Genomic DNA, 14,422 nt, shown 5'->3' on the forward strand with positions numbered 1-14,422 from the left:
CTTTACATGACCGGCACTTCTTCATAAAGGCAAACAGAACGGGCGTACCATGGTTGCTATGAGTACGCCCGATTTCCGGAGTCCCTATTCTTCTTCAGCTTCCATCCGTTGCACCAAAGTCGCCAGTGTCCGGACCATGACGCCGGTTCCCCCTTTCGGCCCCAATTCATGGGCGGAAGCAGCATCGGACGTCCCTGCAATGTCCAGATGGATCCAAGGGGTATCTTCTGCGAACTCTCCGACGAATCCGCCGCCGAAGATCATATGGCCATCCCGACCCGGTGAGTTGTTCAGGTCAGCCATGTCACTTTTGCGGATCCGTTTCTTATCCTTCTCCGTCAAAGGCAGCCGCCAGACGAACTCGCCCGTTTCCACTGATGCTTCCAAAAATTCCTCGAAAAAGGACTCATCATTCGTCAAAGCCCCTGTTTTATCATGACCGAGCGCAACGATGACGCCGCCTGTCAAAGTCGCGACGTCTATCAGATAATCCGCCCCTGACTGCTTGGCATATGTCACTGCATCCGCAAGGACCAATCTTCCCTCGGCATCGGTGTTCAACACCTCAATCGTTTTTCCGCTCAATGAAGTGATGACGTCATCCGGTTTGAACGCTTCGCCCGATATCATATTGTCCGTAGACGCAATGACCGCGATGACGTTGCGCGCTGGACGCAATTCCCCGATGATCTGCATCGCACCGAGAACCGCTGCTGCCCCTCCCATATCCCCTTTCATCCCGACCATTCCATCTTTCGGTTTCAATGAATACCCGCCTGTGTCATACGTAATCCCCTTGCCGACCAAACCGATGACTTCTGTCCATTCTTCCGTAGCGGCATATTTGAGCACGATGAGTTGCGGTTCTTCCACAGATCCTTGATTGACCGCTAAAATCGCCCCCATGCCGAGCTCTTCCATCTCTTGTCTGCCAAGGACGTCTATTTCGAAACCATACGTCTCCGCCAATTGCTTGGCGTGAGCGGACAACTTCCTGGCAGTCAGAATATTCGGAGGCATGTTCACAAGTGTCCGCGCTTCATTGACAGCCTTGGCATGGACGACGCCCACTTCAAAAGCCGCCTTCATCTCATCCGCATCTTGCCCGGTCAAGATTTGGACCGTTTCGATCCGTATATCCTTTTCGTTGGATCCCGTTTTATAGCTCTCGAATTGGTACGAACCCAATCCGATGCCTTCCCCCGCCAGGAATGCGATATCCGCATGGCCAAGGGAGTCATTTGTAAACGGTTCAATCCAGACGGCGGCTGATGAAGCCTTGCTGGCAATCAATTCTTTCCCGATTGCGGCAAAAGATTCGCGGATGCGATCTTCATTCAAATGCCTCTTCGCTCCGAGTCCGATAAAGAAGACGCGGGCATAGCTTTTCCCGTCGAGTGCCGGCAATCTTACCACTTTTTTAAAATCGGTTTTCACATCACCTGTCTTGATCCATTCCGGTAACCGGGAACTGAAATTTCCGACGAGCCGTTCCCAACCATCCACATTTTCAGGATGTTCCGGCACCCCAATAATCAGTACATCGGCTTCCACCTTTTCAAATTGCGGTTCCACTATAATCGGCTTCATTCCAACTACCTCCTCTTTATCATCCAAGTTCATTATAACCGAAAGAAGCGGAAGCGTTTCCAAATGAAAGCCTCAAATCATTTTTTGGAATGAAGCCATTATGGTATACTAACAGTAATTCGAGTATTACAAAAGGAGTGGACTCTTTATGGCCATCTTTCAAAACATCCCGCTCCTTGCGGCATTATTCGGCATTCTATTTGCACAGGTTGTCAAAATTCCGATCCATTATTTTTTGACAGGAAAACTGGATTGGAAGTTATCCACTTCCACTGGTGGCATGCCCAGTTCCCATTCGGCCGCGGTCACAGCGTTGACAACAGCGATTGCGTATGAAAACGGCCTGGACTCCAACCTGTTCGCCGTGTCGGCCATTTTTGCAGTAATTGTCATGTTCGATGCGACCGGAATCCGTTACCAGGCCGGGCAGCAAGCATTGATCATCAACCAAATGCGGCTCGATTTCCAAACTTTCGTCCAAGAGGCGAAAGGGTGGCAGCAAAAAGATGGCCAACAAAAGATCCAGGAATTGAAAACATTGCTTGGCCACAAACCGAGTGAAGTGTTCGCAGGCGCCTTGACGGGGATACTGATTTCAGTCGTCATCTACTCTTTTCTCGTATAAATTGAAAAAAAGGTGCACGGAAGCCATCTGCTTTCGCGCACCTTTTTCTTGTTAGAACATCTGATAACCCTGTTTCCGCAATAGCTTACTAACAATCCCCGATATGATGGCTCCAACCATCCCGCTTGACAGGATGATGATATCCGTCGGATGCAAAGAGAGGAATTTCTCACCCAATAGTGGGAATGAATACATCGGTTTCGTGAAATATTCATAGAATTTCACTTCATCTATGATCAAAATGACGACAATCGGATAAATGATCGCCATCAACCAGGTCATCCGGAGAAGCATGTTAAGTAAAAAACCTATACCGAAAAACATGACTATGAATATGAGAACTGATAAAACGACTTGTGTCAATGGCATTGCAGACAACCCCCATTTTCCACTCTCCATTTTACAACAATGCGCCCCTTCTTTCAATCAAGTTAGGACAGTTCGCCAATTTGTCAGACTTCCTACTTGTCGTTCAAGGGAGCTTCCCCGTTTCCTTCGCTTGAAAAAAGCACCTGTTTGTCAACGACAAGCAGGTGCTGGATGGTTGTTCATATTCTTTTAAAAGAAGTTGAATTTCCCTTTTTTCAAGGTCAAACCGAGGCCGCCAATGAGGAAAAGGGAACGGTTATCGACCACTTTCTTCATGAAGGACGCTTGGGCACCGGTCATTTTCTTGCCGAACGCCACACCGATCGCGTCATCATCACCAAGGGAGGCGATGCTGCCTTTCAGATCCGGAACGAATTCCGCTGTCGGTTTTCCGCCCATCAAGGCAATGATATTATTTGCGCACATATCCCCTTGCTGCATCGCAATTTGTGCAGTTGGCGGATAAGGGCGGTTGGTTTCTTCATTGATCATCAATGCGCAATCCCCGATGATGAATACGTCGGAATAGCCTGGCGCACGAAGATCCTTGTCGACTTTCACACGGGCACGCATGTTTTCAATACCCGTTTCTTCAATCAGGCGGTTGCCTCGGACCCCCGCTGCCCATACAACAGTACGCGCTTTGATAAATTCAAATTCCTCTTCACCTTTTTTAATCTTGACGCCTTCCGGAGTAGCTTCCACAACCGGAGTGCCGATGGAGAACTCGATGCCTTTTGCTTCTAGCTGGCGCACGGCGTAGTCCACCAAGTCCGGTTCGAATCCGGGAAGGACCATCGGAGCCGCTTCTACACAAATGACGCGGACTTTTTCTGCCGGCACGTCATATTCTTTGCAAAGCTCAGGAACGCGATTTCCCAGTTCCCCCAAGAATTCGATTCCCGTAAATCCTGCTCCGCCTACGATAATAGTCAATCGGCTATCATCCTTCTCCTCTTCCACTGACCATGTTGCAAATTGGTACTCGATATGATCGCGGATTTGGCGTGCCGTATTGACGTTTGAAATGGACAAGGCATATTTATCAAGCCCAGGGATGCCGAATGTCTCCCCTTCAAAACCAAGCGCGATCACGAGGTAATCGTATGAATGAGTCCCGACGTCGGTTGTAACGACTTTCCCTTGGACGTCGATTCCTTCAACAGTTGCCTGAATGAATTTAACCTTATTCGTATTGATGACACGATTGATATCGTAGCGGACTTGTTCAGGAGTCAAGGTTCCTGCAGCTGCTTCATGGAGCCATGTCGACTCATAATGGTACTCATTTTTGTTGATAAGTACGATATCGGCATCGTCTGCTCCAATCGATTTTTGCAAGTTAACAACTGTCGATAACCCGCCGTAACCTGCCCCTAATACTAGTATTGTCGGTCTACTCACGAAGATCGAAACCACCTTTGGATTTTAATGTGCCTGGCCCGCTTGAAATCGATTGCACCGACGATTTTTACAGTCCTGGCCGTTGTCAATACTTAGACAAACATCTACTACTAATACTAGACCTTTTGACATTTCTTTTCAACTCTCTAATTGAAATAGGAATGCTTAGAAAATACAGAATTAGTGCGGTAAATAGCTCCATCCATACAGCAACCCTCCTGCATCGGACAGGAGGGTCTATCTCACCGGAACCCGACTTCCGGATGCCGTTTTGTTCTGTTAATCACATTCTTGAGGGGTTCCCTCTTTTTTAGCTGTTCGGAAAGATGTACCGCAGCCACAAGACGCGATGGCGTTCGGGTTATCAATTGTGAATCCCCCGCCCATCAAGGACTCTTTATAATCGACTTTCGTCCCTTCCAGGATGGCTGCATCCTCTTTGGATACGACCACTTGAATCCCGTGTTGGGTCAGCAAGACGTCCTCGTCCGTCTTCTCCTGTGCAAAACCTAGGCCGTATGTCAGCCCACTGCATCCACCGCCGTTTACAGCGACACGGAGAAAAGAACCTTCCTCACCGTTATGGCGCATCATTTCCTTGACGTGATATGCGGCGGATTCTGTAATTTCAACTACTTGATTCATCGCTGTTCACCTGCCCTTTTATTTTCTATCATTATCATATCAATGAAATTGGAATGTGTGCAATCATTATCACTTTTGTCCCGATGATTTACGTTATACTAGAGAGGAGGGTTAGGAAAGGAACGATCAATATGGAACTCAATCCGGCTTATGATAAAAAAATGGAGTGCCTGAACTGTAAAGGGAAATTTACTACCAAACGGATCCGCTCCCGGTTAGTTCGTGTCGCCTCCCTTGAAAGTGATTTCAAGCCCGTGTACGTGAACCAGGACATCAATCCACTCTTTTATAATGTAGCAGTTTGTCCACATTGCGGATTTTCATTCACCGATGATTTTTCACCTTATTTTGCACCCGGCACGCGAGAAGCGATCGACGAAAAGATCACTTCACAGTGGAAGGAACGGTCCTACGGGGAAGAACGCACGATTGAGGAAGCGATCGAAGCATATAAGCTGGCCTATTTGAGCGCCAGATTCAAGAAAGAAAAAGACTTGACGATGGCCGGGATCACCTTGCGGATTGCATGGTTATATCGGGAAAAAGAAGAAGAGGATGAGGAACAGCGCTTCATGACCATCGCTAAGACATTGTATTTGAACGCCTATTCGGAAGGGGATTACGTCGGCACCCAAATGTCCGAGACCCGGGTCATGTATATGATCGCAGAGCTGGCGTGGAAGACAGGGGACCGGGAAGAAGCGGTCCGGAGCTTCTCGCGCGTCATTGAAAGCCAACGGACGAGCACCGAACCCCATATTATAGAGATGGCCAAAGAACGGTGGCAGGAAATCCGGGAAACCTGATGCACCCATCTAGCCGATGCCGGCACACCAATAGGCAAAGCGCCGCAAACGGAAAAGGGACACTCCTCCGAAACGCGGCGCTTTCTGCATTCGAAATACTGTTCAAATCAAAATACTTGTTCTACCTCTACGACACCTGGAACTTCTTCCAAGAGGGCACGCTCGATTCCAGCCTTCAATGTAATCGTCGAACTTGGGCAAGAGCCGCAAGCACCCAATAGTCGAAGTTTTACGATGCCGTCTTCAATATCCACTAATTCACAATCTCCTCCATCGCGTAGGAGGAAGGGACGCAATTTACCAAGAACTTCTTGAACGGATTCTACCATTGTTGTATCAGTCATTGTTTTCACATTCTCCTTTCCTTATACTTATTATAAACAAGAAACAGAAAAAAATCCAATATTGATTCGAAAGGGGTTTATCCTATTCATGGAAAGTCAAGTAAGCATTGAAATTTATGGGGCAGATATCGTTTGTGCGAGCTGCGTCAACGCGCCCTCCTCCAAAGATACGTATGAATGGCTCGATGCAGCAATCGGTCGAAAATATCCCGGACAACCGTACGTCATCCAATACATTGATATTGAATCGGACATCGCGGATGAAAGGCAACGGGAAATTGCGGAACAAGTCCGCAATGATGAATACTTTTATCCGTTAGTGATGATCGGCGGCCAAATGGTCGGCGAAGGATATATTCAACTAAAGCCGGTGTTCGCAGAATTGGAAAGACAAGGGTTCAAGGGATCAGCCGAATGATAACGAGCTGAAGTAAATGAGAAAGCCCGCCTGCATAAGCATATATGCAGACGGGCTTTTGTTTTATCCATTATGCCACTTGTACATCCAAAGAACTCCCGATTTCAACAGGCGGGCGATCCGTCCTGTGACGGTCCGGTCTGCCAAATAGGCGAATCCTTGCTTTTTCCCCAAGGATCCAAGGAAACCCTTCAATTTAATTTCCGGCATTTTTTCCGGCAGCGGCTCTCCGTTCCAGACATGCCGCAATATTTTGACGATCTGTTCCCCTTGCTCTTCCGCCAATTGGGCACTCGGCGCGAATGGCAAGGCTGCACAATCACCGACCACATAGACATTCGGATGTTGCGGGATCTGATGATGCATGTTCAGGATGACTCGTCCGGATCGATCCTTCTCGGCATCCATCTGTTGGACGACCTGCACAGGCCGGATCCCAGCCGTCCAGACAACCGCATCGACCGGAATGGTCTCTTCATGGTTATGCAGCGCATTCGGCTCCACCTTCGTAATGTTCGAGTTGGACACCACCGTGACGTTATTATCGTCAAACCACCGCTTCACAAAGTTACTAAGACGTTCCGGGAAATCACGCAAGATCCGTGGGCTGCGGTCAAATAATTTGATGACGAGATCCGGTCGGCTTTCGCGCAGTTCACTGGCCAGTTCAATACCGCTCAAGCCGGCTCCGACGATTCCGACAGTCGCTCCGCTATTCAGGCCTAACAATTTTTCATAGGTGATCCTCGATTTCCCGATTGTTTGGATGCTATACGTATTTTCAGCAGCTCCTGGGACATTATGATAATTGTCCTCGCATCCCAAGCCGACGACCAAGTCATCATATTCTATCTTTTTGCCATCCGCCAGATAGACGCATTTCTCCTCAAGATTCACTTCTTCGATTTCGCCGCCGACGACCTTCAACCGTTCATCAACCGGCAGCGGGACTCGTACATCCGCATCGGAAACGGTCCCTGCCGCCAATGCATAGAATTCGGTCTTCAAACTGTGGAATGGAGTACGATCGATTAATGTAATCTCAACGTCAGCGGGTAATTCTTTCGTCAAGAGGCGCAACAAAATACGCATATTACCATAGCCGGCACCTAAAAGTACAAGTTTTTTCATAATGCTCTCCTTCGCAATTCTATAATCTTATTATTTATCCACATTCGATTATATCAGTTTGTGACATCTTTCACAATAAGACCTTTATGTCCCACTTTTCCGACCGTTGGACCCTGTACGTCCCATCCGGTCCCGGCTCCCGCTTGATTGACTTGGGAATGAAAAAAGAGTAGGATTCCTAATAGGTGAGGTGATCATTGTGAATCCGATCGTTGAATTTTGCATAAGTAATCTTGCAAACGGTTCACACGAAACTTTCGAGGCATTGGAGAAAGACCCGAATATTGATGTCTTGGAGTATGGCTGTCTGAGTTACTGTACGAAATGTATGGAATCCCTCTATGCTATCGTAAACGGTGAGATTGTAGAAGCAGATACCCCGGAAGAATTGACGAAGCGCATTTATCAATTCATTGAGGATAATCCGCTCTTTTGACATAAAGCTAACCGCTTGGACACGCGGTTAGCTTTTTTATTTCGTCCCGTCGGATTCAGTTAAACCAATCCAGCAACGTATGGAATTGATAGGTAGGTTGGCTGTCCTTCTGCAGCACCTCTTGCGGGGAGGTGACTCCGCCTGCCACATGTGCCGTATCGATTCCGAACCGAATTCCCGCCATGATATCCGTATCATAGTTATCTCCGATCATGATCATCTGCTCTTTTCCCAATTGCCCATCCTGTTGTATAAACCCGAGCATATGGGGCTCCGGCTTGCCGACAAATACGGGTTTCTGGCCGGAAGCCGATTCCATCAGCGCGACAAAGGAGCCGTTGCCTGGCACAAGCCCCCGTTCTGTCGGAAAAGCTCTATCGCTATTCGTTGCTATGAAATGCGCTCCGTTCCGCAAGGCGAGGCACGCATCCGCCAATTTGGCATATGTGATTTCACGGTCGATGCCCATGATGACCACATCGGGATCTTTCCCAGTCAGCCGGATCCCTTCAAGCTCCAACGCTTCCTCCAGCCCTTTTTCTCCGATCATCATGACCGTCCCGCCATTGAAATGTTCTACGCAATACTTGGCAGCCGCTATGGCAGATGTCATAATTCTGCTGGAATCCGCTTGAATTTGGAAGGACAGCAATTTTTCCCGGATCTGCTCACGGGTCATGGAAGAATTATTGGTTATGAAATATGGCTCCACGCCCTGATCCTGCAACCGATCAATGAAAGTGACCGCTTCCGGAATCGGCTCAATTCCTTTATAAACGGTCCCATCCAAGTCTAAACAAACCGCTTGATATCGTTCCATCGTTCACTCCGTTTCCGGCAAGAATGCGGAGACCGGTCCCAATTCATTGTCCAAATAATATTGCACGCGTTTTGGAAACTCTTGCAGGGCGTCAAATGTATCGGCAAGGACTTCATCAACTTGCTGATGGTCCACCTCCGTAAATTCACGCACAATCATTTTCCGAAGTTCAATCACTTGTTTTAACGGCTGTGCCATTTCACTAGTTATCACACGTTCGTCTTCCATGATGTCGATGATGTCTTCATAACTGCCCGGGTCCCGCATGATGAAACCGTCAATCATCGAGTTGCCTACATCGATAATCGATTCAATAATGACATGTGCAATCCGTTCCAACGCAAGCTCATGGATTTCATCCTCTATCCATCCATTCCCGTTTTTATATAAGATAAGCAGACTCTCCATCTTTTCCAGCGTTCGGCTAATATGTTTCCGATCGATAAAATACATATGTTTCCCTCCGTATCGTGGTAATTCCTTATTCATGATACCATAACCCCGTTTCCTGCGAACACCAAGGCGCCGGCTGCAATCACATCCCATTTGTCGGCACCAAAAGACCCGCTGCCGAATTGCAACGGGTCCCTGTTATGCCTCTGCGTTTGAAGGTTTGGTCTCCTGCTTGACGCGGCCTGCTTTTTTCAACACGAAATAGGCACAGCCGAAATTACAGTACTCATATAAATAATCTTGCAATGTGCTGATTTTCGTTTCATAGGTGGCTTTTTGGTTGCGATCGTCAAAGAAACCTTTCAGACGAAGTTGGCCATATCCCCAATCTCCTAAAATATAATCATACTTGAGCAGGATATCGCTGTAGCGGGCCAGGAATGCTTCTTCGTTGAAACCGTCTCGATAGTCGGTCACGATTTCAAACTGCCAATTATCCACTGTAATCATTTACCTCTCACCGCCATCTTTCACGCATGTTGAATACATTACCATGCCGGACGCTGCGCTTCCCTTCGGAAAGCGAGCGCCCCTCTTATTGTCTGAAATGAGAACCGCACGAAAGAAGTCATCAGCTTTGCAACGTTTCCAACTGTTCGTCCCCTAGGCGCTGTCTTTCCCGAGCGGCCGCATTCACTTGTTCATCCGCATGATAGCTGGAGCGGACAAGTGGACCTGCCTCACAATGAGAGAATCCTTTGGACATCGCAATTTTCCGCAACTCAGCAAATTCTTGTGGGGAATAATATTTCTGCACTTTCAAGTGTTTCTTTGTCGGCTGCAAATATTGACCGATCGTCATAATATCCACTTTATGCGCGCGAAGGTCATCCATCGTTTCGATGATCTCTTCATAAGTCTCCCCAAGCCCGACCATCAAAGAAGATTTCGTAGGGATCTCCGGATGCATTTCCTTGGCCCTCAACAGAAGTTCCAAGGAGCGGTCGTAAGTCGCCCGGGCCCGGACCCGAGGTGTCAGTCTACGGACGGTCTCGATATTGTGGTTCAGGATATCCGGTTTTGCATCCATGAGCCGTTCCAGATTCTCATACACTCCGCCCATGTCGGACGGCAATACTTCCACAGTCGTGAACGGGTTTTTCCGTCGGATGGCACGGATCGTCTCAGCAAAAATTTCGGATCCTCCATCTTTCAGATCATCCCGCGCAACCGCTGTAACGACGGTATGTTTCAAATTCATCAGCGCTACGGAATCCGCCACACGCTCCGGTTCTGCCATATCCAGTTCGTTCGGAAGGCCGGTTTTCACGGCGCAGAATCGGCAAGCACGCGTACAGACGGCACCTAAGATCATGAAAGTGGCCGTTCGGCGTTCACCCCAACATTCATGGATGTTCGGGCAGCGGGCTTCCTCACATACCGTATGTAGGTTTTTTTCCCGCATCATCTTTTTCAAATCTTTATAGTTATCATTCGTATTTAATTTAATCTTCAACCAGTCCGGTTTTTTAATATGCTCATTTCGATTTCCTTGCTCCGGTCTACATGACAAACCGATCAACCCCATTCTTCTCGCTGGTGATTTAGTTTCAATGCCTGTTGACAATGTATCATAAATTCAGACTTCAAACAACCATCCTCACTTGCACGATGGATGCAATTCCACAATAACATTATGACCATAAAAAATCACCTAATGCTAAAAATGCAAGAGGTGATTTGTTGATTCAAATTGCAATTACCTTTGCCAGAAAGAAGGACGATCCGCAAGCAAAGGGGCTGTCCAGAAAGTGGATTTTCCGGTTAAACACGCAAAAAGCAAGGGCTCTGGTCGCTTTCCGCGGGCCAGCCGACGAGCCTCCTCCGGCTTACAGCCGTGCGGGGTCTCGTCGGCCGGCTTTCCCGCAGGAGTCTCCCGGCGCCCTTGCTTTTTGCTAGTATCCAACTCTGTGCCTGGACTTTTCGGACAGCCCTGCTTCATACACGACGTTTTGATTTGGCAACCGCGTTGATGATGCTTGCCGCGAGTCCTCCCCAAATGACGAGGATTCCGATAATCATCATTAAGATAGCTCCACCGCTCATGACGAATCCTCCTTATCTATTATCGTAATCAGTTGAATTCAATGTGTTTTTATTCCATTTAAAAATAGAGAAGATGATCGCTGCAATGATGGCAAAAATCGCAACCGACCAGCCACTGGTCCATATGAAGGAATCTGAATACCCCTCATAGTTTCCTATGACATTGCCTTCCCCATCCTTATGCTGTTTCAATAAATTGATTTTCAGCAAACCGAACATCATGTATCCGAGTACAATCGGCGTGATAAAACTTAGGCAGAACTTCCACCAACCACCCAATCGGATATCGGAAATTTCATTGGCATGATTCTCAAACGTTCCGAGCTTCCTGAATACCCAAGCGATTAAAAAGACTTCTACAAGACCGATCGCCGCAACACCGAATTGGTTGATGAAATAATCGGCAGCATCCAGGAAGAATAGACCGCCCCGTGTCGCAAACAACAGGGAAATCACGGCGGACAATCCAACGCCGATGAATACTGATTTCTTTCTGGAAATATTGAACTTATCGGCCACTCCTGCAATATACGTTTCACAGATCGAAACGAGCGAAGTAAGGCCTGCCAAGACAAGCGATAAGAAGAACAAAGCCCCGAAAAGACCGTTCATCCCCGGCATTTCATTAACAATTTGCGGGAACACGACAAACGCCAGGCCCACACCAGCGGATGCCACATCAGCAACTGCTTCGTTAGCTTGGGTCGCCATGAATCCAAGTGCGGCAAACACCCCAATACCTGCAAGCAATTCAAATCCGGAGTTCGCAAAGCCTGTAATGAATGCATTATTGGTAATATCAGATTTCTTCGGTAGATAACTGGAATAAGTGATCATAATAGCAAATGCGATTGATAAACTGAAGAATATATGCCCGTAAGCCGCAACCCAAACTGTCGGATCCATCAATTTGCCCAAGTCCGGTTTAAAGAACGCTTCCAGCCCTAGAGCTGCACCCTCCAACGTCACTGCACGAAGGACGACCAATAGGAATACGACGACCAATGTCGGAATGAAAATACGATTCGCGAGTTCAATTCCCCGTTTAACACCCGCAAATAAAATGATGAATGCGATGATCCACACGAGCAACAACGGGAACAGGACGCCAGGAACGAATCCTCCTGCTTGCCCCGGTGTTTCAGCCAAGTTCAAAACATTTCCGAATAAGAAACTTTCCGTGTCGCTTCCCCATGCCAAATTGAAAGAATAGACCGTGTATTTCATAGCCCATGCGATAATAACTGCGTAATAGGTCGAGATGACGAATGCAACAAAAATCCCCCACCAACCGATCCACTCAGCCTTTTTTCCACTCATCCGGAAAAAGGATAAGGGAGCAGACCCCCGATACTTATGGCCCATCGTAAATTCCATAATCAAGATCGGAATCCCAGCTGTCAATAAGGCGAATAAATACGGAATGAAAAATGCACCGCCGCCATTTTCGTATGCAACATACGGAAAGCGCCAAATATTTCCCAACCCGACTGCAGAACCGACCGCTGCCATTACAAAACCGGCCCTTGTTCCCCACTGTGAACGCTGCTCCATGCTTCTTCCCCCTTCTCTTTTTATAAATGAAAGCGCTTTCTTACAGAGCCGCTTTCAAACTACTCAAATATAAAATTAGTATAATCATTTATAAAAGTATTGTCAAAACAATTATTTATCTGAAATCTAATTTTGTGAAAGAAAGAAGCGACATGCCAGATTATCGCTTCTTTCTTCCTTTTTCATCAGACCGATTGAACCACAACTTTCTTCCCTCTTGTCAACAAGAAAGCGAACAAGAGAATGAGCATCGCGAGGACAGTCACTAAGCCAATCCAGATTGATCCGGTGAAGCCGAGTACGATATAGCCCAAGGTGGCAATCCCTGCACATATGAGTGCATATGGCAACTGGGTTGCCACATGGTCGATGTGGTTACACCCGGCTCCCGTGGAAGACAGAATGGTTGTGTCGGAAATGGGTGAACAGTGATCCCCGAATACCGCTCCTGCAAGGACTGCGGACAAAGCGGGTAATAGCATTTCCGGTGCCATATCAATCATAATTGTTCCAGCTATCGGAATGAGGATGCCAAATGACCCCCATGATGTCCCTGTGGAAAAGGCCATTAATCCTGCCAAGACAAACATGATGGCTGGCAAGAAAGCAATCGGCAAATTCGCTTTGGAGATCACTTCAGATAAGAAAACTCTTGTTTCCAATTGATCGATCAAGAAAGTAAGGCCCCATGCAAAAATCAAGATCAACACCGCAGGCATCATCGCTTTTATACCTGATAGGAAAGCATGACCGACCAACGAATACGAAGCGGTGTCATTCACCTTCATTTGCAATGTATACAACAGCACCGCGATGGCAGTTCCAGAAAGCCCACCTATCAACAATGAAAACGGAACATCCGTATTTTCAAAGATGGACCAGATGCTCATGGAGCCACCGATGTTATATCCCGTCCAGACCATCATACCAAGAGTTATTCCGACGAGTGTCAGAATCGGGACGACCAAATCGCGGACACGGCCAAACGAATGGACAGGAAAATCCTCTTTCAATTGCCCCGGAATATCCTTATCCGGGTCAAATAAAACGCCAGTCGTTGCTGCTCGATCTTCATGCTTCTTCATTTCAAAGAAATCGACATTGGTCCAGGCAAAGAAGAAAACCATCGTCAAAGTGGCTACAACATAGAAGTTCATCGGCGCCATCATGACGAATGCGGATAATGGAGAGTAACTGATTGCCGCCACTCCGCCAAACAAAAGAGCCAATTGTCCGATCAGATAAGCCCCCCAACTGGAGATGGGAGAGATGACGCAGATCGGCGCTGAGGTGGAGTCGATGAAATAAGCCAGTTTTGCCCGTGATATTTTATGTTCATCCGTTATAGGACGTGCAATCTGTCCAACCGCCAAAGCATTGAAATAATCATCAACGAAAATGGCGATTCCAAGAAAGACAGTCAACAATTTAGCTCCACGTTTCGTTTTTATACGTTGGACCGCCCATTTGGCAAATGCGCGGCTTCCACCGGACAAGCTGACCAAAGCAGTGATCACGCCGAGCAACAATAAAAAGAGCATGATATAAATATTATACGTATTGAGCGCACCGCCATCCCAGATCGACACCGTCATCGCTTTCCATACGTTCGCCGCCGATTCTCCCGGGGCGAACGAAGCTGCCAAAAGGGCCGCGGCGACGATACCCGCGCCGAGCGATAACAGTACGCGTTTCGTTATCAAAACCATGAGAATGGCGATTATTGGCGGCAAAATTGATACCCATGTTCCGGTCATTCTGTATTCCTCCGTTTCGATAGG

At 47.6% G+C, this 14,422-nt stretch carries 17 protein-coding genes; 4 read left to right on the plus strand and 13 right to left on the minus strand.

The window, feature by feature from the left end:
• Positions 1-84: 84 nt before the first annotated feature.
• Positions 85-1,590, minus strand: a complete 1,506-nt coding sequence (locus OXB_RS00345) for a leucyl aminopeptidase (RefSeq protein WP_041070732.1) — start codon at positions 1,588-1,590, stop codon at positions 85-87.
• Between the two features lie 148 nt (positions 1,591-1,738).
• On the opposite strand from OXB_RS00345, the gene OXB_RS00350 reads away from it, so the two are divergent.
• Positions 1,739-2,215, plus strand: coding sequence for a divergent PAP2 family protein (locus tag OXB_RS00350; RefSeq protein WP_041070734.1), 477 nt, complete (start codon positions 1,739-1,741; stop codon positions 2,213-2,215).
• Between the two features lie 51 nt (positions 2,216-2,266).
• Here the strand turns inward: OXB_RS00350 and OXB_RS00355 are convergent, their stop codons facing one another.
• From OXB_RS00355 to OXB_RS00365, 3 genes are all read right to left on the minus strand, one after another.
• Positions 2,267-2,584, minus strand: coding sequence for a YuiB family protein (locus OXB_RS00355; protein WP_041070736.1), 318 nt, complete (start codon positions 2,582-2,584; stop codon positions 2,267-2,269).
• A 189-nt stretch (positions 2,585-2,773) separates the two neighbouring features.
• Positions 2,774-3,988, minus strand: coding sequence for an NAD(P)/FAD-dependent oxidoreductase (locus OXB_RS00360; protein WP_041070738.1), 1,215 nt, complete (start codon positions 3,986-3,988; stop codon positions 2,774-2,776).
• A 279-nt stretch (positions 3,989-4,267) separates the two neighbouring features.
• Positions 4,268-4,633: a HesB/IscA family protein gene (locus OXB_RS00365; RefSeq protein WP_041070740.1), complete on the minus strand. Its 366-nt coding sequence runs from the start codon at positions 4,631-4,633 to the stop codon at positions 4,268-4,270.
• A gap of 131 nt (positions 4,634-4,764) precedes the next feature.
• On the opposite strand from OXB_RS00365, the gene OXB_RS00370 reads away from it, so the two are divergent.
• The gene (locus OXB_RS00370) at positions 4,765-5,439 is read left to right on the plus strand and encodes a DUF2225 domain-containing protein (protein ID WP_041070742.1); all 675 of its coding nucleotides are present in this window, start codon (positions 4,765-4,767) and stop codon (positions 5,437-5,439) included.
• A gap of 107 nt (positions 5,440-5,546) precedes the next feature.
• Here OXB_RS00370 and OXB_RS00375 read toward each other — a convergent pair whose 3' ends face one another.
• Positions 5,547-5,783 (minus strand): NifU family protein, encoded by a 237-nt coding sequence (locus tag OXB_RS00375; protein WP_041070746.1) that lies wholly within the window; start codon positions 5,781-5,783, stop codon positions 5,547-5,549.
• An 88-nt stretch (positions 5,784-5,871) separates the two neighbouring features.
• Between OXB_RS00375 and OXB_RS00380 the strand changes: the two genes are divergently transcribed.
• Positions 5,872-6,201, plus strand: coding sequence for a YuzD family protein (locus OXB_RS00380; RefSeq protein WP_041070749.1), 330 nt, complete (start codon positions 5,872-5,874; stop codon positions 6,199-6,201).
• Positions 6,202-6,264: 63 nt separating this feature from the next.
• Here OXB_RS00380 and OXB_RS00385 read toward each other — a convergent pair whose 3' ends face one another.
• Entirely contained in the window at positions 6,265-7,332 is a 1,068-nt protein-coding gene (locus OXB_RS00385; protein WP_041070752.1) for an NAD(P)/FAD-dependent oxidoreductase, read from the minus strand.
• Positions 7,333-7,531: 199 nt separating this feature from the next.
• Here OXB_RS00385 and OXB_RS00390 point away from each other — a divergent pair, with 199 nt between their 5' ends.
• A complete protein-coding gene (locus tag OXB_RS00390) occupies positions 7,532-7,768 on the plus strand; it encodes a YuzB family protein (protein ID WP_041070755.1) in 237 nt (78 codons plus the stop codon).
• Positions 7,769-7,823: 55 nt separating this feature from the next.
• Here OXB_RS00390 and OXB_RS00395 read toward each other — a convergent pair whose 3' ends face one another.
• The 7 genes from OXB_RS00395 to OXB_RS00425 form a co-directional block, all read right to left on the minus strand.
• Positions 7,824-8,588, minus strand: a complete 765-nt coding sequence (locus OXB_RS00395; RefSeq protein WP_041070758.1) for a TIGR01457 family HAD-type hydrolase — start codon at positions 8,586-8,588, stop codon at positions 7,824-7,826.
• A gap of 3 nt (positions 8,589-8,591) precedes the next feature.
• Entirely contained in the window at positions 8,592-9,041 is a 450-nt protein-coding gene (locus tag OXB_RS00400) for a DUF86 domain-containing protein (protein WP_041070761.1), read from the minus strand.
• A 138-nt stretch (positions 9,042-9,179) separates the two neighbouring features.
• Entirely contained in the window at positions 9,180-9,491 is a 312-nt protein-coding gene (locus OXB_RS00405; protein WP_041070764.1) for a YutD family protein, read from the minus strand.
• Between the two features lie 121 nt (positions 9,492-9,612).
• Positions 9,613-10,569 (minus strand): lipoyl synthase, encoded by a 957-nt coding sequence (lipA, locus tag OXB_RS00410; protein WP_041070767.1) that lies wholly within the window; start codon positions 10,567-10,569, stop codon positions 9,613-9,615.
• 410 nt (positions 10,570-10,979) lie between these two features.
• Positions 10,980-11,087 (minus strand): methionine/alanine import family NSS transporter small subunit, encoded by a 108-nt coding sequence (locus tag OXB_RS18270; protein WP_084212352.1) that lies wholly within the window; start codon positions 11,085-11,087, stop codon positions 10,980-10,982.
• A gap of 12 nt (positions 11,088-11,099) precedes the next feature.
• Positions 11,100-12,641 carry a sodium-dependent transporter gene (locus OXB_RS00420; protein WP_041070773.1) on the minus strand — a complete coding sequence of 514 codons (1,542 nt, stop codon included), beginning with the start codon at positions 12,639-12,641 and terminating at the stop codon, positions 11,100-11,102.
• A 185-nt stretch (positions 12,642-12,826) separates the two neighbouring features.
• Positions 12,827-14,398, minus strand: a complete 1,572-nt coding sequence (locus OXB_RS00425) for a Na+/H+ antiporter NhaC family protein (RefSeq protein ID WP_041070776.1) — start codon at positions 14,396-14,398, stop codon at positions 12,827-12,829.
• Positions 14,399-14,422: the final 24 nt, after the last annotated feature.

Source organism: Bacillus sp. OxB-1 (genome assembly GCF_000829195.1).
Lineage (GTDB): Bacteria > Bacillota > Bacilli > Bacillales_A > Planococcaceae > Sporosarcina.